Genomic DNA, 20,134 nt, shown 5'->3' with positions numbered 1-20,134 from the left:
CAGGTTTTGCCGAAGGCTCTGTTCGGTCACCTGGCCGTTCCAAGCATCTCGTTCAGCAAGCGGGCCAGTTCATCGGCCTGTACCGGCTTCTGGATCACCAGGCTGCCCGGCAACTCCAGTCCCTGCAACTCTGCATAACCGGTAAGAAGCACCACCGGCAGGTGCGGGTAGCGCTCGCGCGCCGCCAGGGCCAGTTGCGCACCGTTGAACTCGGGCATGGCGAAATCGCTCAGTAGCAGGTCGATCTGCTCATCCAGCAAGGCCAAAGCCTGTTCGCCACTGTGCGCCTGGCGTACCTGGTAGCCGTACTGGCGCAACACATCACCAAGCATGTCGCGTACCAGATGGTCGTCATCCACCAGCAGCACGGTGCGATTACAACCGCTTTCGCTAGTCGAGTGGCTGAGCAGCGACGGCATCGGTTCGTTGACGGCTTCACCCTTGACTGCCGGCAGATACACGGCCACCTGCGTACCACGCCCCGGCGTGGTGTCGATGCGCACGCCACCCCCGGACTGTTTGGCGAAGCCGAATACCTGGGCCAGGCCCAGGCCCGAACCCTTGCCGATATCCTTGGTGGTGAAGAACGGTTCGAACACCTTGGCCAACACCTCTTCGCTCATGCCGCAGCCGGTATCGCGGATACTCAGCATCACGTACTCGCCAGGGTCCGGGTCTTCCGGGCGCTGTGGACGTGCGTCGATCCGGGTGTTGCGGGTCGACAGCGTCAGCTGGCCACCGTCGGGCATGGCATCGCGGGCATTGATCGCCAGGTTGAGAATGATCATTTCGGTCTGGGTCGGGTCGGTCAGGGCCTGCCACAAGGTTGGTTCCAGGTCCAGGCGCACCGAGACATTGCCGCCCAAGGTGCGGCGCAGCAACTCTTCCAGCCCCGCCAGGGTGCGGTTGAGGTTCAGCGCTACCGGCTCCAGGCGCTGGCGGCGGGAGAAAGCCAGCAACTGCGAGGTCAGCTTGGCGCCGCGCTCGCCGGCTTCGCGGATGTGCTTGAGCCGCGCACTGGCCTTTTCCAGGTCGGCTTTGGCCAGGTCGCGCTCAAGGAAGCTGGCGCCGGTGAGGATTACCGTCAGCAGGTTGTTGAAGTCGTGAGCCACACCGGCGGTCAACTGGCCGACCGCTTCCAGGCGCTGCATCTGCTGCAGCGCGGCCTCGATGCGTTCGCGTTCGGCGATCTGCTCGCGCAGGCGGGCGTTGGCTTCGGCCAGGCCCAGGGCGGCTTCGCGCTCGCTGGTGATGTCGCGTGCCACCACGTACAGCAGGGTGTCTTCCGGCACCACCACCCACGATAACCAGCGCTGCTGACCACCGGCATCCAGGATACGCCCGACAAAGCGGGCGCTGGTGCGACCATGGGCGAGGGCAGCCAGTTCGGTGAGCAGCAGTTCCTGGTCGGGCTCGGGCAGCAGGTGCAGCAAGGACGACTGGCTCAGGCGTTCGCGGGACAAGCCCAGGCTGGCTTCCCAGGCGGGGTTCAGCGCGACTGGGGTCAGGTCCTTGTTGAGCACGGCCAGCAAGTCTTGCGACAGCTCCCAGGCACGGTCGCGTTCGCGGGTGCGGCGCTCGACCCTTTCCCCCAGCATTTCGTTGAGCTGGCGCAGTGCCTGGGTGGCCAGGCGTTGGGTGTGGATGTCCTGCAACACCCCGGAAAAGCGCACGCACTGGTTGTTGACGAACCGGCTCTGGCCGCTGCTGAGCAACCAGCGCGGTTCCAGGCCGTCGGGTTGGGCGATGCGGAATTCGACCCGATACAGGCCGCCACCTTCCGGGCACATGGCCTGTTCCACCGCCTCGCGCACCTGCGGCAGGTCGTCGGGGTAGATGCCGGCGTAAAACACCTCGAGGCTCATTTCAGTATCGGTGGGTAGACCGAACAGGGTTTTGCAGCGGTCATCCCACAACAACAGGCCTTCCTGCGGGCGCATGTCCCATGTGCCCATGCCGGCAGCGTCGATGGCAATGCGTGCACGTGCCTCGACGTCTGCCAGGGCCTCTTCGGCGCGGCGCCGGCGCTGGCGCTCCTGCACTTCGGTCAGGGCCCGGCGCACGGCCTTGGGCAGTAGCGGCAGGTTCTTCTTCAGCACATAGTCGGTGGCGCCCAGGCGGATCATTTCCACCGCATGTTCTTCGCCATAGATACCAGACAGGAAAATGAACGGAATGTCGGGTGCCAGGCGCTGGGCGATGGCCAGCACATCGGTGCCGGACGAGCCCGGCAGCACGCAGTCGCACAAGATCAGGTCGTAGTGGGCCTCGCTCAGGGCTTGCTCGACACCGGCATGGTCGAACACCAGCTGCGCCTGCACCTGCAACCCGCTACGTTCCAGGCGCATCAGGGTCAGCTCGGCGTCCATCGAGTTGTCTTCGACCATCAGCAGTTTCAGCGGCGTTGGCTGCATCGTCGCGGCCACCTCAGATGCTGCCACGCCGGTTCAGGCGCAGCGAGCCGGGTGGCGGTTCGTTGAGTACCGCCCAGAACACCCCCAGGTCGGAAATGGCGGCGACGAATTCCTTGAACTCCACCGGCTTGACCACGTACGCGTTCACCCCCAGCTCGTACGCGCGCAGCAGGTCGGGCTCCTCGCGCGAGGACGTCAGCATCACCGTCGGGATACTGCGCAGCTCGGCGGTGGCGCGCACTTCCTTCAGCACCTCCAGGCCGTCGACCTTTGGCAGTTTCAGGTCCAGCAGCAGCACGGCGGGGTTGCCATCGTCACGTTCGGCATAGGCATTGCGCCGTAGCAGGTAGTCAAGTGCCTCGGCACCGTCACGCAGCACGATGACCTCGTTGGCCAACTGGCTGCGCTCCAGCGCCAGGAGCGTCAGCTCCAGGTCCCGTGGGTTGTCTTCGACCAGCAGGATGGGTTTGAGCATGATGGTAGCGGTGCCTCAGGTAGTCGCGGGGTGGCGCGGGAGGGTGAAGTGGAAGGTTGCACCCTGGCCAACCTTGCCATGGGCCCAGACCCGACCGTCATGGCGTTCGATGATGCGACGAACACTGGCCAGGCCGATCCCTGTGCCTTCGAAGTCTTCCATGCGGTGCAGGCGCTGAAATACGCCGAACAGTTTGCTGGCGTAGGCCATGTCGAAGCCCACGCCGTTGTCGCGAATGCAGATCTCGGTTTCGCCCGGGTGTTGCACGGCGCTGATGCCGATGCGCGCCGGGGTGCGCCCACGTGTGTATTTGATGGCGTTGGCCAGCAGGTTGTGCAAGGCCATGTTGATGAACGCCGGGTCACCGACCACCTTGGGCAACTGGGCGATGTCCCAGACAATTTCGCGGTTTTGGTAGTCGGGCGCCAGTTCGCTGCGAATGGCCTCGACCAGGGCGTTGAGGTCGACCTCGGACAGGCGCAGGGCAGAGCGGCCCATTTGCGAGAAGTTGAGCAGGTTGTCGACCAGGCTTCCGGCAAAATGCGCGGCTTCCTCGATGTGCTGCAGAAAGCGCCTGCCGCGCTCGCTGAGGCCCTGGCCTTCGATTTCGCCGAGCAGTTCGGAGTAGCCGGCAATATGGCGCAGGGGTGCGCGCAGGTCATGGGACACGCTGTAGGAAAACGCTTCGAGCTCCTTGTTCGAGCGACGCAGTTCGCCAGCCAGCTGCGCCAGTTCCTCGGCCTTGCGCAGGACAATCCCCAGCACTGCCGTGCGCAGCTCCTGCACGCCTTCGATGACCAGCGGGTGCCAGGGTTCGCAGTAGCCGCGCAGTTTTTCCTGCCAGCTTTCGAAACTGTGCCGCGGGTCGAGGTTGCCCTGCGGCCCGACCTGTTTGTTCGGCTGCCCGGCCCAGTTCACCGTGCGCACCTGCTCGGGACGGAACCACAGCAGGTAGTGCGAGTGGATCTGCGAAATGGCCACTGCCAGCACACCGCCTGCATGGGCCGCGAGCTCGGGCAGTTCATCGATGTCGCGGCACAGGTTGTCGCTGTGGAACACGCTGTCTTCGCCACGCTGGGAGAGCCAGTGCACCAGGGCGTTTACCTGCGCGGCCGGAGGGGTCTTGCCGATCAGGTCGCAACGTTCGGCGGATATGACCGCGGCACCTTGGGCGCCGGCGAAGGCCAGCAGTACTTCGGGCAAGTCGCGCAGGCCGTCGCCGACACTGTCATGGTCGGCCATGGACGAGATCATGCGCACGATGTGCTGGCGCAGCTCCAGCAACTGGCGAGTGTTGGCGTGGGACTCGCGCGACTCGATCTGCAGCGACAGCACACTGGCCAGCAGTTCGCAGGCGGTACGGGTGCGCAGGTCCACCGGGCGTGGCTGTTCGTGGTGACAGGACACCAGCCCCCAGAGTTGCCCGTCGACCACGATCGACAGCGACATCGATGCCAGGGTACCCATGTTGCGCATGTACTGCAGGTGCACTGGCGACACGCTGCGCAGCGCGGCAAAGCTCAGGTCCAGCGGCTTGCCGGTGCGTGGGTTGGCAGCGGGCAGCAACGGCGAGGCCTGGTAGTTGGCATCCTCGATCACGCGGATGCGGTTGATTCGGTACAGCTCGCGCGCCTGGCGCGGTATGTCCGAAGCGGGGAAACACAGGCCCAGGTAGCTCGGGTAGCCCGGGTCGGCCACCTCGGCCAGCACCTGGCCGTTGCCTTCGGCATCGAAGCGATAGGCCTTGACCCGGCCAAAGCCGGTGATGCGCTTGAGCTGCAGCACTGCTTGCTGCAGCAGTTCCTCGAGGCTGCCGGCCTGGTGCAGGCGGCCTACGAAGCTGCGCACCAGCGGGTAGTAGTCGCCTTGCCCGACAAGATCGGCCGGCAGGCGAGGGGGTTCGAATTCGGCGATCAGCACTTGGTCGTGACGATGGACCAGCAGGTGCAGGTTGCCACGATATGGAGCGTCCTGGCGCAGGTGCACATCGCTGATGTGGAACGGAAAGACCTCGTCCTGCGGCAGGCGGGCCAGGTGCAGGCGCAAGTCGAAGGCACCGCTGACCAGTTCGGCGAACTCGCGACCTATCAGTTCACTGGCCGGTATGCCCAGCCAATGCTCGACATTTTCACTGGCCTGGAGTACCCGCATGTCGGTTTCGTCCAGCACTAGAAGGAAGCCGTGGGGCTGGATGCTGCCAGGCAGCTGGATCGGCTCCTGGGCGCAGCGCTCGAGGGCTTGGGTGAGCGTGCTGTCTGCAATCATCTATGAAAACGCTCCTGTCGTGTCCGTCCATGCATGCCGCATGAGTCTAGGCAGGATGAAGGGAATACACCTTAACAGAATACCCGCCGGGATAACGGCCCTTGGCCATTTGAGGAGAATGCCGGCGATGCGTTCTGTGTCGTGTGGTTTTTTTTTCAGGTGGTAGCGCTTTTTGGCTAATACAAAAAAATGGCTCGATGCCAGTACCGTGATGTCACGTCGCTGCTACGCTCAGCTCAGCAGACATCGACAAGGATAATAAGGTGACGGACCGCTACCTGGCCGCCCTGTTGGGCCTTATGTTGAGCAGCAGCGCAATGGCGGCGGACTTCCTGGTGGAAGTGCGGGTGCTGGTGCAGCGTGGCTGCATGCTGGTCAACCAGCCCCGCGATGCTGGGGCGCAGGCGCTGGGGCGCATCGATCTGGGCGCTGCTGCACGGCTGGATGGCCCAGGTGCGCCGCTCACCGGCGCGCTGCTGAGCCAGCGCCCGCCACGCCTGGAATGCAATCCCCACACCCCCTATCAGGTCCGCGTCGATGGTGGGCAGCATGGCGGCGTCGGCGAGTTGCGCTTTCTGGCCAGTGACGATGACATGGCCCGGCTCATACCTTATCGCCTCTACCGCGACGCTGCCTGGCGCGAGCCGCTGGCGGTGAATGTGGCGCATTCGGCGCGGGTGCCGGACAGCGGTTCGGTCGAGCTGCCGTTGTATGCACGGATCGACAAGCTGGCCTGGATACCGCCTGCAGGCCTGTACGCCGACCTGCTCAAAGTCACCGTCACCTGGTAGGGATGCCACCATGCTCAAGGACGCGACGCCATGAACCGCACCTCGATCCTGCTGCTTTCCCTGGGCCCGCTGCTGGTGCCCGGTGGTGCCGCGCATGGCACCAGCACCGGTTTCATCCAGGCGCGGCTGGTGATCAGCAGTGCTTGCCAGATCAGCAGCAACGAGACGCAACCGGCAACGGTGGGTAACCCCGGCGTGATGGACTTCGGCGAGCGCGGACCGAACTGGGACCAGCCGCTGCGCAGCCGGGTTGACGATGTAAGCGGCGAAGGCAGCCTGCAGATCAGTTGCACGCCCGAGGTGCGGGCGTTCAACGTGCGCATCAACGGCGGCCTGAATGGCAGTGACGGCATACGGCGGCTGAGCAACGGTCGCGAGCTGATCCCCTACCAACTGGCAATCGACCCAGGTGGTAACAGCCGCTACGGCATCGGCCAGGCGCGTGCCTTCACCATCAGCAGTACCCGGCAGATACCGATCCCCATCTACGGTGTGGTAGTGGCGCAACCGCGTGCGCTGCCAGCCGGCCTGTACCGTGACACCCTGAGGGTGACCCTGGACTGGTAACGACACAAGGAGACTTCGATGCGAACGAACCTTTCACGCTGCATCCTCGCCGGTCTGGGGCTGATGCTGAGTTACCAGGCGCAGGCCGCCACCACCGGGACTATCGAGTCGACGCTGACCTTGACCGCAGCGTGTCAGGTCAACGGCACCTCAGCCTCCTCGGGGGCAGACTTCGGTACCTTGGACTTCGGTACTCACGATGCCTTGTTCAACACCGCCGACGGCCAGGTAATCGGCGGCGGCGGTGGGGCGATCAGCATTCTCTGTTCGGCTGGCACGGTACCAGTCATCCGCGTGGGCGCAGGTTCCCACGATGGCCAGTCGGCCGGGGGCAGCCGTGCGCTGGCGGATGGCGTCGGCAACTTCGTGCCGTACGACTTCTACACCGATGCCGGGCGTACGCAGGTGTTGGCCATCAACGGCACCATCACCTTGCCGCTCAGCAGCGGTGTGGCCCAGACCGTCAAACCTGTATGGCCAGGCGCGCGGCAAGGTCGGCCTGCCGGCGGGGGAGTACACCGACACAGTGTCCGTCGAGCTGTCGTTCTGAACCATGCGCAGCTGGCTGGCGGGCGGCATGAGCGTCCTTGGCGTGCTGCTGGCCGCGCCTCTGGATGCGGCGACCACCAGCAGCTTCCTGGTGACGGCGCAGATCGTCGCCGGGTGCCTGGTGGTGGGCGGCGTGACCAGCTACGGGACGCTCGACTACGGCTCGCAGTCGGCACTGGCCACCGGAACTCTCGGCACCTCGTTGGGCGGTACCACAGTGACCTTCCAGTGCACCCCGGGCGTGGCCTTGAGCATGAGCGTGGATGGCGGGCAGAACAGTGCCAGTGGCACACGCAACCTCAAACGCACGGGCGGCACGCAGGTGCTGGCCTACCAGTTGTACCGGGACGCGGCGTACAGCCAGAGCCTGGGGATCGGCCAGAGCGTGGCCGTGGGCTATACCGACCCGACGGCGATCAAGCTGCCGGTGTACGGGCGGGTTCAGCTGACCGGCACGATGCCGGCGGGGACTTACACCGATGTGGTGCAAGTGACGGTGACCTGGTGAATGCATCGGCACTAATGACCAGTATCCAAGGAGAGCTTCATGGGGGCAGGCGCGAAGTGGGCGCGAGGATTGATCGGAGTATCGTGGCTGGCGAGCCTGCCAGCCTGGGCGGCCACCTCGGTGCTGATCTGGCCGATCGACCCGGTGTTGGAGGCTGACCAGAAGGCTGGCGCACTGTGGCTGGAAAACCGCGGAACCGCACCGGCCAACCTGCAGGTGCGGGTGTTCGCCTGGCGCCAAGGTGACTACCAGGAACAGTACCAGGCACAGCGCGAGATCATTGGCAGCCCGCCGGTGGCCAACGTCGCCCCCGGGCAGAAGCAATTGATCCGCCTGACCCGCACCGGCCCCTCGCCAGTCGGCCAGGAGCAGGCCTACCGCATCATCATCGACGAAATCCCGCCTGCCATCCCGGTCGACAAGGCCGAGCCCGGCACCACCGCGGCGATCCGCCTGCAGATGCGCTACTCGGTACCCCTGTTCGTCTACGGCGAAGGCCTGTGGGGCAAGGCAGGCCCTGAGAGCAAGGGCAATGCCGAGGGCGTCGGCAAGCCGCAACTCAGCTGGCGTGCAGTGACCGTGCAGGGCAAGCCGTACGTGGAACTGCGCAACACCGGCCCGGTGCATGCACGCCTGACTGATGTGGTGGTGCAGCAGGGCAGCCAGAGCAAACCACTGGCCGATGGCTTGCTGGGTTATGTGCTGCCGGGGGCCAGCATGCGCTGGCCGGCACCGCTAACACCGAGTGCCGGCAGTGTGCTCAAGGGGAGGGTAAACGGCCAGAGCAGCGCGGACGCCATCCGCCAAAGCCAATGAGCCTGCGCCTGAATGCCGCGCACAGGCCGTGGAGAATCCGGCAATGGTTGGACACCGTGTGTGAGGTGGCTGACCCACCGTTGTTGCCTGGGGCTTGCCCTGGTCGGCCCTGGCCTGGTGCTGGCCGACGACCTGCCGCCACCACCCACGGAGATGTCTGCCATCGCCGATGCCACGTTGTACCTCGAGTTGCTGGTGAACCAGGTGCCCAGGTCTGAGCTGGTGCCGGTGCAGCAGCGTGCCGGGCAGTTGTACCTGGATAGCGAGGTGTTGCGGGCGGCCGGAGTTTCGCTGCCGGGCACCCCCCAGGGCGAGGTGGCGCTTGAGACCATCGTGGGGATGCATGCCGACTACGACAGCCAGAACCAGCGGCTGCTGCTGCAAGTGCCGCCGGCCTGGCTGCCCGACCAGCAACTGGGCGACCGCAACCTGTACCCGGCCAGCGATGCACGCAGCAGTTTCGGCGCCTTGTTCAACTACGACCTGTACCTGAACGACACCGATGACGGCGGCAGCTACCTGGCGGCCTGGAACGAACTGCGCCTGTTCGACAGCTGGGGAACGTTCTCCAGCAGCGGGCAGTGGCGCCAGTCGTTCAATGGTGCGCCGACCGACGATATGCGCCAAGGCTTCTTGCGCTACGACACCACCTGGCGTTTCACCGACGAGCAGCGCCTGCTGACCTACGAAGCCGGTGACCTGGTGACCGGGGCCTTGCCCTGGACCAGCTCGGTGCGGGTCGGTGGCCTGCAGTTGTCGCGCGATTTCGCTGTACGCCCCGACCTGGTCACCTATCCGCTGCCGGCGTTCTCCGGTGAAGCGGCGGTGCCGACCTCGCTGGACCTGTTCATCAATGGCTACAAGTCCAGCACCAGCGAATTGCAGCCGGGTCCCTACACCTTGACCAACGTGCCCTTCATCAACGGCGCCGGGGAGGCGGTGGTGGTCACCACCGATGCCCTTGGCCGGCAGGTGTCGACCACCTTGCCGTTCTACGTCACCAGCAGCCTGCTGCAGCAGGGCCTGACCGACTATTCGGTGGCAGCCGGCAGCCTGCGCCGTGACTACGGGGTACGCGATTTTGCCTACGGCCCCGGGGTTGCTTCGGCCAGCCTGCGCTACGGGGTTAGCGACATCTTCACCCTGGAGACCCATGCCGAAAGCGCCGAATCGCTGATGCTGGGCGGCCTGGGCGGCAACATGCGGCTGGGCAACCTTGGTGTGCTCAACGCGGCCCTGGCGCAGAGCCGGTTCGACGGCGAAAAGGGCCACCAGGTCGCCCTCGGCTACCAGTACAACAGCCAGCGCATCGGCTTCAGCTACCAGCGCCTGCAACGCCATGGCGACTATGCCGACCTGACCCGGGTCGACAGCCGGGACATACAGCTGAGCCAGCGCAGCGAGCAGGTCACGCTGAGCCTGAACCTGAACGAATACGGCAACATCGGCGCCGGCTATTTCGATGTGCGCGCCGGCGACGGCACACGTACCCGGCTGATCAACCTGAGCTACAGCAGGCCGCTGTGGGGCAACAGCAGCGTTTATCTGTCGGCCAACCGTGAAGTGGGGGACAGCCAGTGGGCAGTGCAGGCGCAACTGGTGATCCCGTTCGACCTGCACGGCACCCTGGCCCTGGGCATGGAGCGCAGCCAGCAAGGCGAAACCCTGCAGCGGGTCAACTACAGCCGCGCGACGCCGGTGGGGGGTGGTGTCGGTTACAACCTGGGCTACGCCGCCGGTAGCGAGCGCGATGCCTACCGCCAGGCCGATGTCACATGGCGCCTTCAGTCGGTGCAGTTGCAGGCCGGTTTGTATGGCAGCAGTGGAGAGATGACCCGCTGGGCCGACGCCAGTGGCTCGCTGGTTTGGATGGATGCCGGGCTGTTCGCTGCCAACCGTATCGACGATGCCTTCGTGTTAGTCAGCACCAGTGGTTACGCCGACGTGCCGGTGCGCTATGAAAACCAGGAGGTCGGCCGTACCGATGCCGATGGTCACCTGCTGGTGCCGTACAGCAGCGGTTATTACCGCGGCAAGTACGAGATCGACCCCATGGGCTTGCCGCCGGACATCCTCGCGCCGGAAGTGGAACAGCGGGTGGCGGTGCGCCGGGGCAGCGGCTACTTGCTGGAGTTCCCGCTCAGGCGCGTGCTGGCGGCCAGCCTCGAACTGGTGGACGCCGAACAGCAGGTACTCAAGCTGGGCAGCCGTGTCACCCATGCAGAAAGTGGCAGCCAGGCGGTGGTCGGTTGGGATGGCCTGGTTTATCTGGAGAACCTGACGCCGCATAACCGACTGCTGGTTGAGTTGGAGGGGGGCGGGCATTGCCAGGTGGCGTTCGACCTGCCTGAGTCGCAAGGTTTGATCCCGTTGATTGGCCCGTTGGTGTGCAAGTGAAGGCCTGCTGGCGTGGTTTGTGGGCATGCGCCTTGTTGTTGTGGGCGGGCTCGGCCTGGGCCAAGTGCACGTCAGTGTTGACTGCTCCGGCGGCGTTTGGTTCGCTCAACTCGACTCAGGTACGTGGCACGGTCCAGACAGCTTCCAGCACCAACTCGGGCCTGCAATGCAACGGTTCGGTGATCAGCGTGCTCAGTAGCACCGACTCCTTCAAGATCAAGATCACATCCACCACCAGCGGCCTGGTAGGGCCTACCGGGGATGTGATCCCCTACACCCTCTATGCCGACGCCACAACCAACTATCCGATCACCCGTGGCACCCCCTTCGAATTCAGGACCACCGGCATCCTCGACTTGCTCGGGTTGCTCAACGGTACACCGAAGAATGTGCCTATCTACATGCGCACGCAGGTGGGCAGCAACGTATCGGCGGGGCTATATCAGGAAATCCTCGATGTCGAATGGACCTGGGACTATTGCGACGGGATTGGTGTTGGCGGGCTTTGCATAGGGCGAGACCAGGGCTCCGGTACCAGAACCCTGCTGGTAAGCATGACGGTGACCAACGACTGCCAGATCACTACGCCCAGCATCAACTTCGCCAGCGCGCCGGTGGTGGCGGGGTTCGGCACGGTGAGCCAGAGCCTGAGCGTGTCGTGCACCAAGGGCAGCAACTACACGGTGGGCCTGGATGACGGGCAGAACGTGGCCAATGGTCGACGGCGGATGAAGTCTGCGGCCAACAACTACCTGGCCTATGACATTTTCAAGAGCGCCGGGGCGGTGCGCTGGGGGTCGACAGGGGCTGCGCGGCGGGCCAGTGCCGATGCCGATGTGAACCCCGGCACGGGGACCGGCACCGGTAGCCAGGTGTTCAACTACAACGCCAAGGTCTACACCGACCAGGCTACACCCCCGGCTGCGACCTATACCGACAGCGTGATTCTGGATGTGCAGTTCTGAGCGCAGGGACCTTGTGGGAGCGGCGGTCCGCGTAACCTGTGGGAGCGGCTTTAGCCGCGAAGAATCCAACGCGGTGCATGGCACCGGCTACGCCGGTGTTCGCGGCTAAAGCCGCTCCCACAGGGTCCCTGCTAATTCAATGAGTCATGTGCAGTCCTGTGAGAGCCGGCTTGCCGGCGATGGGCCGTTTCAGTCAGCGCAAATCGCCAACCATCTTCGCCAAGGTCTCAAGCACCGCCCCGGCCAACGCCTTCGAACGTGCCCCCGACCACCCGGTGACGGCATCCGGCGCGTCGTCATGGTCCTTGAACGGCATTTCCAGGGTCAGTGACAGGCAGTCATGCGCCATCCCCACCGCATTGCAGGCCAGCGTCGTGTTGGCTTGCCCCGGTTCGTCGCGGGTATAGCCATGCACGGTCTGGAAGTCGCGGGTCAGGCTGCACAGGGTGCTGCGGAACTGCTCCTCCAGTTTGGCCAGACGCGGCGTGTAGCCCGGGTTGCCCTCGCAGGCCGCGGTGAACACATGGGGAATTTCTTCGTCGCCATGCACGTCGATGAACGCATCCACGCCGTGTTGCTTCATCTGTGCCTGGGCGAAGAAGACCTCGGGGCTGAGCTCGACGCTGGCGTCTTGCCAGGCACGGTTGAGGTCCTTGCCCTTGAAGTTGGTGCGCAGGTGGCCGAGGAAGGCACCGTCGGGGTTCATGTTGGGGATCAGGTACAGGTCGGCCTTGGCCAGCAACTGCCGGATCACCTCGTCGTTGGCCTGCAGGCGGTCGATCACGCCCTCCATGAACCATTCGGCCATGTGTTCGCCCGGGTGTTGCTGGGCAATCAGCCACAGCCTGCGCTTGCCTGCGGCACCATCACCGGCACGCAGCAGGGGAATGTCGCGACCCTGTACGCTGCGGCCACTGGCGAGCAATTCCACCCCCGGCAGTTGCCGTGCACGTTCGATCAGCTGGTTGTGACGAGCGCGCGGGTAGGGCTCGAAGTAGGCGAACCAGATGTGCGGCTGTTCGGCCTTTACCTCGAACGACAGCGCCGTGCCGTCGAACTGGCTGGGGACGCGGAACCAGGTTTGCTGGTCGTAGGAGGCCACGGCGTTGTAGCCGCTCCAGGCGTTCTTGTAGGAGGAACCGGAGGCGTTGTCGAGGCTGAAGCGATGGACCTGGCCTGGCGTCAGCCCGCTGACCTTGAAGTGGAACCACTGGTAGTGGCCGCTGTGGGTGTCCGGGCGGATGGCCAGGTGCACCCGGGCCGGGTTGCTGGCATCCAGCACCTGGATGTTGCCGGAGTCGAAATCGCAGTCGATCTGCAGGGGGGACAGCGTCACGGTCATGTGCCGGGCTCCTTCTGGGGGCTTTGTTGTGAGGGTACTGTACACGGCTTGACAGGGTTGCTGTGCGAGATCAGGCGACGCGGGGGCGATCTCATATGTTTCCTACAGGCTATTTGAAGAACTGACTCGGCGTGATACCGAACTGGCGCTTGAACATGCTGGCGAAGGCACTGGGGCTGTCATACCCCAGCGTCCCCGCCACATCGATGATCCGCTCGCCCAGGGCGATCCGCTCCAGTGCCTGCATCAACCGCGCCTGCTGGCGCCACTGGCCGAAGGTCATGCCGGTTTCCTTGCGGAACAGGCGCTGGATGGTCTTTTCGTCCACTCCCAGCTGCTGGCCCCAGTCGGCCACGGTGGCGTTATCGTCAGGCCGCTCGTGCAGCGCGGAGCAGATCGCCTGCAGGCGCTTGTCGCCGGGCTGCGACAGCTTCAGCGGCAAGGTCGGCAGCACGCAGATCTCGTCGAGGATCAGGCGCATCACCCGGGCTTCACGGGAGTCTTCGGCAAACGGCGCGGTAAAGCCTACGGAAGCCTTGATCAGCTCGCTGAGCAATGGCGAGATGCTGATCGCCTTGCTCTGCAGGGGCAACTGCACTGCCGCGTCGGCGCGCACGAACACACTGCGCATCTTCACCTCGCCCACGCAGCGTATCGCGTGCACCTGGCCGCAAGGCATCCATACGCCGCGGCTGGGAGGCACGGTCCAGCGTTCGTTACCGGACTCGACGATCATCAGGCCTTTGGTGGCATAGATCAGTTGGTGCTTGGCATGGCTGTGGGGCTCGATGAACCAGTCGGTCGGGTAGTCCGTCGCACGGCTGCCCACCTCCCAGCTCCACTCATCCACCTCCACCAGCAATTCGTGCTGCGGCTTCAGCATTTCGACCTCTTGTACGGGCAGCCTGGCACGCCCACTTTAACAGCAGCGGCTGGGGCGGGCTTGCGAGCGGGTTGCCGGCAGCAGCGCGGTGGCCAACCCCAGCAGCGGCAGGAACGAGATGATCTGGTACACCCACTCGATGCCATGCCGGTCGGCCAGTTCGCCAAGCCCGGCGGCGCCGATGCCGCTGATACCGAACATCAACCCGAACATCACCCCCGACACCATGCCGACCCGGCCCGGCACGGCCTCCTGGGCATACACCACCAGGGCGGCGAAGGCCGAGGACATCACCAGGCCGATGGCCACCGCCAGTACCGCCGTCCAGGCCAGGTTGGCGTAGGGCAGGGCGAGGGCGAAGGGCGCCACGCCGAGGAACGAGACCCAGATCACCGCCTTGCGCCCGATACGGTCACCCACCGGGCCACCAGCGAAGGTGCCCAGGGCCACGGCCGCGAGGAACACGAACAGGTACAGCTGGCTGTGCTGCACGCTCAGGCCGAAATGCTCGATCAGGTAGAAGGTGAAATAGTTGGTGAACGAGGCGATGTAGACGAACTTGGCGAACATCAGCACGGCGATGACCGCCACGGCGCGCCACATGGCGCCATGCGACAGGCCGGGGGCCTGCTGGCCGGCGAAGGTCTTGAGCCGGGTCTGGCCGTGACGCACGGTCCAGCCGGTCACCCGCAGCAGCACGAATACCGCCAGCGCGGCCGCCAGCATGAACCAGGCGATGGCCGGCTGGCCGTGCGGAATGACGATGGCAGCGGTCAACAGCGGGCCGAGGGCCGAGCCGGTGTTGCCACCGACCTGGAAGGTCGATTGCGCGGTGCCAAAGCGCCCACCGGAGGCCATCCTGGTCACCCGCGAGGCTTCGGGGTGGAAGGTCGCCGAGCCCACGCCGACCACCGCGGCGGCCACCAGCAGCATTTCATAGCTACTGGCGAAGGCGAGCAGGGCGATGCCCACCAGCGTCACCAGCATACCGGCCGGGAGCAGGTAGGGCTGCGGGCGCTTGTCGGTGTACAGGCCGACCCAGGGTTGCAGCAAGGACGCGGTCACCTGGTAGATGAGGGCGATCCAGCCGATCTGGGCAAAGCTGAGTGCGAAATCGCTCTTGAGCATCGGGTAGATGGACGGCAGCACGGCCTGGATCAGGTCGTTGAGCAGGTGGGCGAATGCCGCAGCGCCGACGATGCGGACCAGAAAGCCCTGGGGTTGGTCGGCAGGTGTGGTGGCGGCCATGGAGGCGGTGGAGGTCGTCATGGGCGATCTTCTTCTGGCGAAAGGGAACAAGGCATTTGCCGAAGAAGGGTAGCCAGTGCCCGGTTTGCCTGTCTCACGCCGAACAGGCAGCCACTGTCGCGTTTCGGACATTCCGGACCTGACGCCCTGAATTCGCAGGCGGTCCGCGTACCCTGTGGGAGCGGGTTCACCCGCGAAGAATCCAGCGCGGTGCATGGCACCGGCTGCGCCGGTGTTCGCGGCTAAAGCCGCTCCCACAGGGTCCCTGCTGACACTTGGCCGACCTCGAATTCATCGTTCGTGCCGCGCCACCCAGCGCAGCAATGCTGCAATCGGTACGCTGCGGTGAGCCTCGTGTCGGTAGGGCTTGCCCTCGGCGGTAAAGCGTTCGCGATAACGGCTCAGCACCAGGCTCCGGCCATCGGCCGAAACCCGGGCCTCCAGTTCATGCAGCAACAGCGGTTGCCGGGCAGCGCCTTCCAGGCGCCTGAACAGCAGCATGGCGCCTTGGGCATCATTTTTCATGGGCACCCCCTGCGCACTCCACTGGCCAGGTGCCCGGCTCGCCGGCCTTGCCTTCTGCCACCCGGTTGCTGCGCCGCTGCGCGGTGTAGTCACGCATCGCAACGTAGTAGTCAGGCCAGGTGCGCAGCAGGTCGGTCAGTGGCAGTGCTTCGGCCCGTGCATCGACGATGCCGCCGGCCGTGGCTACGGTGCCCATGGTTTCGACGGTATCGCTGTTGCCGCCAAACGGGTCCAGTGCCAGGCCCAGCAGCGTGCCGGTGGCATCGCGCAGGTTGTGGGTGCCCAGCAGCGGCAGCTCGACGATGGGGCCAGAGGCGATGTTCCACACCCCGAAAGTCTGGCCAAAGTCCGAGCGATGCTGGCTCAGCCCCATCTTGCCAGACACGTCGACCAGCCCTGCCACACCCAGGGTGGTGTTGAAGATGAAGCGGGAGAGGCTGGTCATCGCCCGTTCGCCGTTGCCCTGCAGCAGGTCGTTGACGAACACCTTCGGCTCACCGAAGTTGCTGGCAAAGTTGTGCATGCCCTGCTGGGCAAAACCGGGCAGCGCGGTGTAGCCCCGTGCGACGGGGGCCAGCAGATAGTCGTCGACCGTGCGGTTGAAGGCGAATACGGCGCGGTTGGCGGGCTCCGCCGGGTCACTGACCTGATAGGCGACATTGCCGCAGGCCGCCGTGGCCGGTGCACGTTGGCTGCAGCCTCCCGCCGCAAGCAGCGACAAGGCCAGCGCGGCTGAGCGCGCTGAGCGGGAGGCGGATGATGAACGGGACATAGATACATTCCTGGCAAGAACTGGCAGCGATGCTGCGCAGTTTTCTTTGCCTGGTAATGTCCGGATTGTCTCGGCGTCGACACTTTGTTTCCGGGTTGAAATATATGACGGCTACGTGGGGATGGCCTTAAAGTACGGCTTGATAACCTTGTTTTGCGGTGCTTTTTTGTGAGCCATTTGCTGATAGTCGACGATGATGTCGAGGTGCTCGACCTGCTGCAGAAGTTTCTCTGCCAACATGGCTACGAGGTTGATGTGGCCAGGGATGGCAAGGCGCTGTGGCAGGCCGTCGAGCGGCGGGTGCCGGACCTGGTCATCCTGGATGTGATGCTGCCTGGCGAAAGTGGCCTGGTGTTGTGCCAGCGCCTGCTGGCCGAGCACAAGGTGGCAGTGATCATGCTCACCGCCATGGGCGAGTTGAGTGACCGGGTGGTTGGCCTGGAGCTGGGGGCAGACGACTACCTGACGAAGCCGTTCGCCGCCCGTGAACTGCTGGCCCGGGTGAGGGCAGTGCTGCGCCGTGCCGGCGAAGCGGCCGGGAGCGCGGCGGGCCATGCCTGCGCGACCCTGGAGTTTGCCGGCTGGCGGCTGGATGTGGTGCGGCGCGAGCTGCGTTCGCCGGACAACGTCATGATCCCCTTGTCCAACGGTGAGTTCGAGCTGCTGCTGGTGTTCGCCGAACATCCGCGGCGGGTGCTCAGCCGCCAGCAGTTGCTGGACATGGCCCGTGGCGATGCCTACGACGCCTATGATCGCAGCATCGACGTCCAGGTCAGCCGGCTGCGCCGCAAGCTTGAAACCGACAACGGCAACGAGCCCTTGATCCGTACCCTGCGCAACGCCGGTTATCTGTTCACGCCCACGGTCGCGAAGCGATGAAGCTGCTCGCCAGGGTTCGCCAGGCCCTGCCACGGCCCAGGATCACCATTGCCCGCTGGATCGCGCTGACCACCCTGACGGCGATGCTGTTCCTGTTGCTGCTCAAGGGGCTGTTCAGCCTGTTGCTGAGTGTCTGGGCGCAGCCACCGCTACTGGAGAGCGGGGTGATCGAGAAGGTTGCAGCGGTCACTCGCATCCTCGACGTCGCGCCCATGGCGCAGCGCGCCAACATCGCCAGTGCGGCGGGCGACGGCTCATACTCCGTGCGCTGGCTGCGCCGCCATGACGAAGCGGGCGTACCCGTGCTGGTCGATGCCGAGTTCAGCGAGGGCACGCCTATCCTGCGCGCATTGCTCAAGCGCCCGGATGCCAGGGTCGAGGCTTTCGCACCGTCCGACATGCCGGAGTACGCACCTGAGCGTGGTTATGCGCTGATGATCGAGCTGACCGACAAGTCCTGGGTGCTGTTCCGTGCCACCAGCCGTAGCTGGGGCCTGGACGAACTGCCGCGCAACCTGATCATCCTCGGGCTGATGCTGGTTTCCAGCCTTGTCGTCGCGCTGTTGGCCACCCGCTACCTGGCCAAGCCGCTGGAGCGCTTTGCCGAAGGTGCGCGGCGTTTTGGCAAGGACTTCAACGCCCCGCCCATTCCGGTGGTCGGCCCGCACGACCTGCGTCAGACCATTCTTGCGTTCAATGCCACCCAGGCGCAGCTCAAGCATTTTCTCAACGACCGTACCCAGATGCTCGCGGCCATCTCCCATGACCTGCGTGCACCGCTGACCCGCATGCGCTTGCGCGCCGAGTTCATCGACGATGCCCAGCTACAGGCCAAGTTGTTCAAGGACGTCGACGAGATGCAGGCGATGGTCGATGCGGCATTGGGGTTCTTCCGTGATGACGCGCGGCTGGAACAGACGACCGTATTCGACCTCGGCGAATTGCTGCTGACCGTGGTGGACGACTTCAAGGATGCGGGGGTCGAGGTCGGCCTCAGCGGGCCGCGTCGCTGTGTGTATACGGGGCGGCCGGTGGGTATCAAGCGGGTGCTGGTCAACTTGATCGACAATGCAGCGAAATACGGCTGCGAGCCCACGGTGGTGTTGGCGGTTAACGCCAGGCAGATCGAGATTACCGTGCAGGATCGCGGGCCGGGCATTGCGCCGGAGCTGCACGAGCAGGTATTCGCGCCGTTCTACCGTATCGAAGGTTCACGCAACCGCAATACCGGTGGCGTGGGGCTGGGCCTGCCCGCAGCACGTGCCATCGTGCTGGAGCAGGGGGGCAGCATGTCCCTGGGCAACCGCCCGGGTGGCGGGCTGGAAGTCAGGATCATGCTGCCGCAGGGCTGATCAGAGCCCAGTTCGCTGAGCCTGGGGTGATCGATGGGGCAAGGGGGGCTCTATCAGGCTGCGTCGGCTGCAGTTTTCCCGGCAACCTTGCTAAGCCCAACCAGCCGGCAGCAAGCCCATCGGGGTGAACTCGGTGGGGCCGATGCCGAAGGCGCCGATGGCCAGGGCTAACAGGACGCGCCCGCCCTTCATTGCGCGTGTGCCTGTCTTGGGGTGGCCTCCGTCAGTTGGGCTTTTTTCTCATGGAATTGTGGCAATACGTATTCGGCAATTTCGCGCAGGGTTTCGTCCAGCGGCCGCACGTTACGAGGCAAACACCTCGAACACCTGGGCGGCATCGCCGAACGACGGGTCGTACAGCGGCACATCGCGGACCCACAGGGCGCGGTAGCCCAGGCGATCGGCCAGTTGTGCCAGTTCTGCGTGGCGGGCCAGGTCCGGCTCGCCGAACTGGCGGCCATCGCGGCGCCGCGCCTGGTCGCCGGCGGGGGGCCAGTCGTGGTCCAGCGGCGCTTCCAGGCCGATGCTGAAGCCGCCAGCGGTCAGGCGTTCGAGGGGCGTGGTCATGGCATCAATCCCAGATTGGCGCCAGGCCGTCAGGGCTGACTTCACGGCCGTTGCGCTCGAGCTTGGCGATGCGTGCCATGTCGTCAGCGTCCAGCTTCAGGTCACGTGCGAGCAGGTTGCTGGCCAGGTTTTCCCGCTTGGTCGACGACGGGATCACCGCGTAGCCCAGCTGCAGGGCCCAAGCCAGGGCAACCTGGGCCACGGTGGCCTTGTGCTTGGCGGCGATGTCGGCCAGTACCGGGTCTTTCAGCACCTTGCCGTAGGCCAGGGTCATGTACGAGGTGACGGTGATGCCTTGCTCCTTGAGGAACGCGGTCAGCTTGCCGTTCTGCAGGTAGGGGCTGAGTTCGATCTGATTGGTGGCGATTTCGCCTTCGCCGACCACTTCGATGGCCTGGCGGGTCAGTTCGATGTTGAAGTTGGATACACCGATCTGGCGGGTCAGGCCCAGCTTCTTGGCTTCGGCCAGGGCGGCCATGTACTCGGGCAGCTCAACGCCGTTGCCTGGGGCTGGCCAGTGGATCAGCAGCAGGTCGACGTAGTCGGTGCGCAGTTTTTGCAGGCTGTCGCGCAGGCTGGGGACCAGCTTGTCGGCGGCGTAGTTTTCGACCCAGATCTTGGTGGTAATGAACAGCTCGCCGCGCTTGACGCCGCTTTCGGCGATGGCCTGGCCGACGTCGGCTTCGTTCTTGTAGATCTGTGCGGTGTCGATGACGCGGTAGCCAAGTTCCAGGGCCGACTTGACCGAATCGATGACGGCTTGGCCGGTTAGGCGAAAGGTGCCGAGGCCGAAGGATGGAACGCTCATGGATCTGCTCC

18 protein-coding genes and 1 pseudogene are annotated in these 20,134 nt (G+C 64.9%); 9 read left to right on the top strand and 10 right to left on the bottom strand.

Translation table 11 applies throughout. The features are described from left to right. Window positions 1–26: 26 nt before the first annotated feature. The 3 genes from WM94_RS04365 to WM94_RS04355 are packed head-to-tail and all read right to left on the bottom strand — an operon-like array spanning window position 27 to window position 5,154. Complete coding sequence (locus WM94_RS04365; protein ID WP_061550530.1) at window positions 27–2,414, bottom strand: response regulator; 2,388 nt, start codon at window positions 2,412–2,414, stop codon at window positions 27–29. 13 nt (window positions 2,415–2,427) lie between these two features. After that, a complete protein-coding gene (locus WM94_RS04360; protein ID WP_015269730.1) occupies window positions 2,428–2,889 on the bottom strand; it encodes a response regulator in 462 nt (153 codons plus the stop codon). Between the two features lie 15 nt (window positions 2,890–2,904). Continuing rightward, complete coding sequence (locus WM94_RS04355; RefSeq protein ID WP_061550529.1) at window positions 2,905–5,154, bottom strand: ATP-binding protein; 2,250 nt, start codon at window positions 5,152–5,154, stop codon at window positions 2,905–2,907. Between the two features lie 263 nt (window positions 5,155–5,417). Between WM94_RS04355 and WM94_RS04350 the strand changes: the two genes are divergently transcribed. The 7 genes and pseudogenes from WM94_RS04350 to WM94_RS04320 all read left to right on the top strand — a co-directional run bounded on the left by WM94_RS04350 (window position 5,418) and on the right by WM94_RS04320 (window position 11,747). Then, entirely contained in the window at window positions 5,418–5,945 is a 528-nt protein-coding gene (locus tag WM94_RS04350) for a spore coat U domain-containing protein (protein WP_061550528.1), read from the top strand. A 30-nt stretch (window positions 5,946–5,975) separates the two neighbouring features. After that, the gene (locus WM94_RS04345) at window positions 5,976–6,512 is read left to right on the top strand and encodes a spore coat U domain-containing protein (protein ID WP_003256412.1); all 537 of its coding nucleotides are present in this window, start codon (window positions 5,976–5,978) and stop codon (window positions 6,510–6,512) included. A gap of 18 nt (window positions 6,513–6,530) precedes the next feature. Next, window positions 6,531–7,062: pseudogene (locus tag WM94_RS28730) on the top strand (spore coat U domain-containing protein). Between the two features lie 3 nt (window positions 7,063–7,065). Continuing rightward, a complete protein-coding gene (locus WM94_RS04335) occupies window positions 7,066–7,569 on the top strand; it encodes a spore coat U domain-containing protein (RefSeq protein ID WP_015269734.1) in 504 nt (167 codons plus the stop codon). A 39-nt stretch (window positions 7,570–7,608) separates the two neighbouring features. Then, entirely contained in the window at window positions 7,609–8,385 is a 777-nt protein-coding gene (locus tag WM94_RS04330; RefSeq protein WP_061550526.1) for a molecular chaperone, read from the top strand. A 99-nt stretch (window positions 8,386–8,484) separates the two neighbouring features. Beyond that, complete coding sequence (locus WM94_RS04325) at window positions 8,485–10,782, top strand: fimbria/pilus outer membrane usher protein (RefSeq protein WP_061550591.1); 2,298 nt, start codon at window positions 8,485–8,487, stop codon at window positions 10,780–10,782. Continuing rightward, window positions 10,779–11,747, top strand: coding sequence for a spore coat U domain-containing protein (locus WM94_RS04320; RefSeq protein WP_061550525.1), 969 nt, complete (start codon window positions 10,779–10,781; stop codon window positions 11,745–11,747). Before WM94_RS04325 ends, WM94_RS04320 begins: the two co-directional genes overlap by 4 nt. 193 nt (window positions 11,748–11,940) lie before the next feature. Here the strand turns inward: WM94_RS04320 and WM94_RS04315 are convergent, their stop codons facing one another. The 5 genes from WM94_RS04315 to WM94_RS04295 form a co-directional block, all read right to left on the bottom strand. After that, a complete protein-coding gene (locus tag WM94_RS04315; RefSeq protein WP_061550524.1) occupies window positions 11,941–13,089 on the bottom strand; it encodes a M14-type cytosolic carboxypeptidase in 1,149 nt (382 codons plus the stop codon). A gap of 109 nt (window positions 13,090–13,198) precedes the next feature. Continuing rightward, the gene (locus tag WM94_RS04310; protein ID WP_003256408.1) at window positions 13,199–13,972 is read right to left on the bottom strand and encodes a helix-turn-helix domain-containing protein; all 774 of its coding nucleotides are present in this window, start codon (window positions 13,970–13,972) and stop codon (window positions 13,199–13,201) included. A gap of 36 nt (window positions 13,973–14,008) precedes the next feature. Further along, complete coding sequence (locus WM94_RS04305; RefSeq protein ID WP_061550523.1) at window positions 14,009–15,241, bottom strand: MFS transporter; 1,233 nt, start codon at window positions 15,239–15,241, stop codon at window positions 14,009–14,011. Window positions 15,242–15,511: 270 nt separating this feature from the next. After that, the gene (locus tag WM94_RS04300; RefSeq protein WP_013971936.1) at window positions 15,512–15,745 is read right to left on the bottom strand and encodes a hypothetical protein; all 234 of its coding nucleotides are present in this window, start codon (window positions 15,743–15,745) and stop codon (window positions 15,512–15,514) included. Beyond that, complete coding sequence (locus WM94_RS04295; protein ID WP_061550522.1) at window positions 15,735–16,517, bottom strand: VacJ family lipoprotein; 783 nt, start codon at window positions 16,515–16,517, stop codon at window positions 15,735–15,737. Before WM94_RS04295 ends, WM94_RS04300 begins: the two co-directional genes overlap by 11 nt. A 168-nt stretch (window positions 16,518–16,685) precedes the next feature. Between WM94_RS04295 and WM94_RS04290 the strand changes: the two genes are divergently transcribed. Further along, window positions 16,686–17,396, top strand: coding sequence for a response regulator (locus WM94_RS04290; protein ID WP_061550521.1), 711 nt, complete (start codon window positions 16,686–16,688; stop codon window positions 17,394–17,396). Next, window positions 17,393–18,748, top strand: coding sequence for an ATP-binding protein (locus WM94_RS04285; protein ID WP_015269743.1), 1,356 nt, complete (start codon window positions 17,393–17,395; stop codon window positions 18,746–18,748). The genes WM94_RS04290 and WM94_RS04285 overlap by 4 nt, the downstream gene beginning before the upstream one ends. A gap of 303 nt (window positions 18,749–19,051) precedes the next feature. Here WM94_RS04285 and WM94_RS30675 read toward each other — a convergent pair whose 3' ends face one another. Together WM94_RS30675 and dkgB are read right to left on the bottom strand one after the other, a co-directional pair. Further along, a complete protein-coding gene (locus WM94_RS30675) occupies window positions 19,052–19,315 on the bottom strand; it encodes a hypothetical protein (RefSeq protein ID WP_061550520.1) in 264 nt (87 codons plus the stop codon). A gap of 4 nt (window positions 19,316–19,319) precedes the next feature. Beyond that, on the bottom strand, window positions 19,320–20,123 hold the full coding sequence (dkgB, locus tag WM94_RS04275; protein ID WP_061550519.1) for a 2,5-didehydrogluconate reductase DkgB: 804 nt from the start codon (window positions 20,121–20,123) through the stop codon (window positions 19,320–19,322). Window positions 20,124–20,134 lie beyond the last annotated feature (11 nt).

It is taken from the genome of Pseudomonas sp. ABFPK, assembly GCF_001586765.1.
GTDB classification, from domain to species: Bacteria; Pseudomonadota; Gammaproteobacteria; order Pseudomonadales; family Pseudomonadaceae; genus Aquipseudomonas; species Aquipseudomonas asiatica.
Note: the sequence above shows the minus strand (reverse complement) of the source record. Positions and strands in the feature narration are given on the sequence as shown.

What these genes read in the sequence shown, in the direction of transcription:
- WM94_RS04365 (WP_061550530.1), bottom strand. Translation starts at nt 2,414, where the DNA reads ATGCAGCCAACGCCGCTGAAACTGCTGATGGTCGAAGACAACTCGATG.
- WM94_RS04360 (WP_015269730.1), bottom strand. Translation starts at nt 2,889, where the DNA reads ATGCTCAAACCCATCCTGCTGGTCGAAGACAACCCACGGGACCTGGAG.
- WM94_RS04355 (WP_061550529.1), bottom strand. Translation starts at nt 5,154, where the DNA reads ATGATTGCAGACAGCACGCTCACCCAAGCCCTCGAGCGCTGCGCCCAG.
- WM94_RS04345 (WP_003256412.1), top strand. Translation starts at nt 5,976, where the DNA reads ATGAACCGCACCTCGATCCTGCTGCTTTCCCTGGGCCCGCTGCTGGTG.
- WM94_RS04335 (WP_015269734.1), top strand. Translation starts at nt 7,066, where the DNA reads ATGCGCAGCTGGCTGGCGGGCGGCATGAGCGTCCTTGGCGTGCTGCTG.
- WM94_RS04330 (WP_061550526.1), top strand. Translation starts at nt 7,609, where the DNA reads ATGGGGGCAGGCGCGAAGTGGGCGCGAGGATTGATCGGAGTATCGTGG.
- WM94_RS04315 (WP_061550524.1), bottom strand. Translation starts at nt 13,089, where the DNA reads ATGACCGTGACGCTGTCCCCCCTGCAGATCGACTGCGATTTCGACTCC.
- WM94_RS04310 (WP_003256408.1), bottom strand. Translation starts at nt 13,972, where the DNA reads ATGCTGAAGCCGCAGCACGAATTGCTGGTGGAGGTGGATGAGTGGAGC.
- WM94_RS04305 (WP_061550523.1), bottom strand. Translation starts at nt 15,241, where the DNA reads ATGACGACCTCCACCGCCTCCATGGCCGCCACCACACCTGCCGACCAA.
- WM94_RS04300 (WP_013971936.1), bottom strand. Translation starts at nt 15,745, where the DNA reads ATGAAAAATGATGCCCAAGGCGCCATGCTGCTGTTCAGGCGCCTGGAA.
- WM94_RS04295 (WP_061550522.1), bottom strand. Translation starts at nt 16,517, where the DNA reads ATGTCCCGTTCATCATCCGCCTCCCGCTCAGCGCGCTCAGCCGCGCTG.
- WM94_RS04285 (WP_015269743.1), top strand. Translation starts at nt 17,393, where the DNA reads ATGAAGCTGCTCGCCAGGGTTCGCCAGGCCCTGCCACGGCCCAGGATC.
- WM94_RS30675 (WP_061550520.1), bottom strand. Translation starts at nt 19,315, where the DNA reads ATGACCACGCCCCTCGAACGCCTGACCGCTGGCGGCTTCAGCATCGGC.
- dkgB (WP_061550519.1), bottom strand. Translation starts at nt 20,123, where the DNA reads ATGAGCGTTCCATCCTTCGGCCTCGGCACCTTTCGCCTAACCGGCCAA.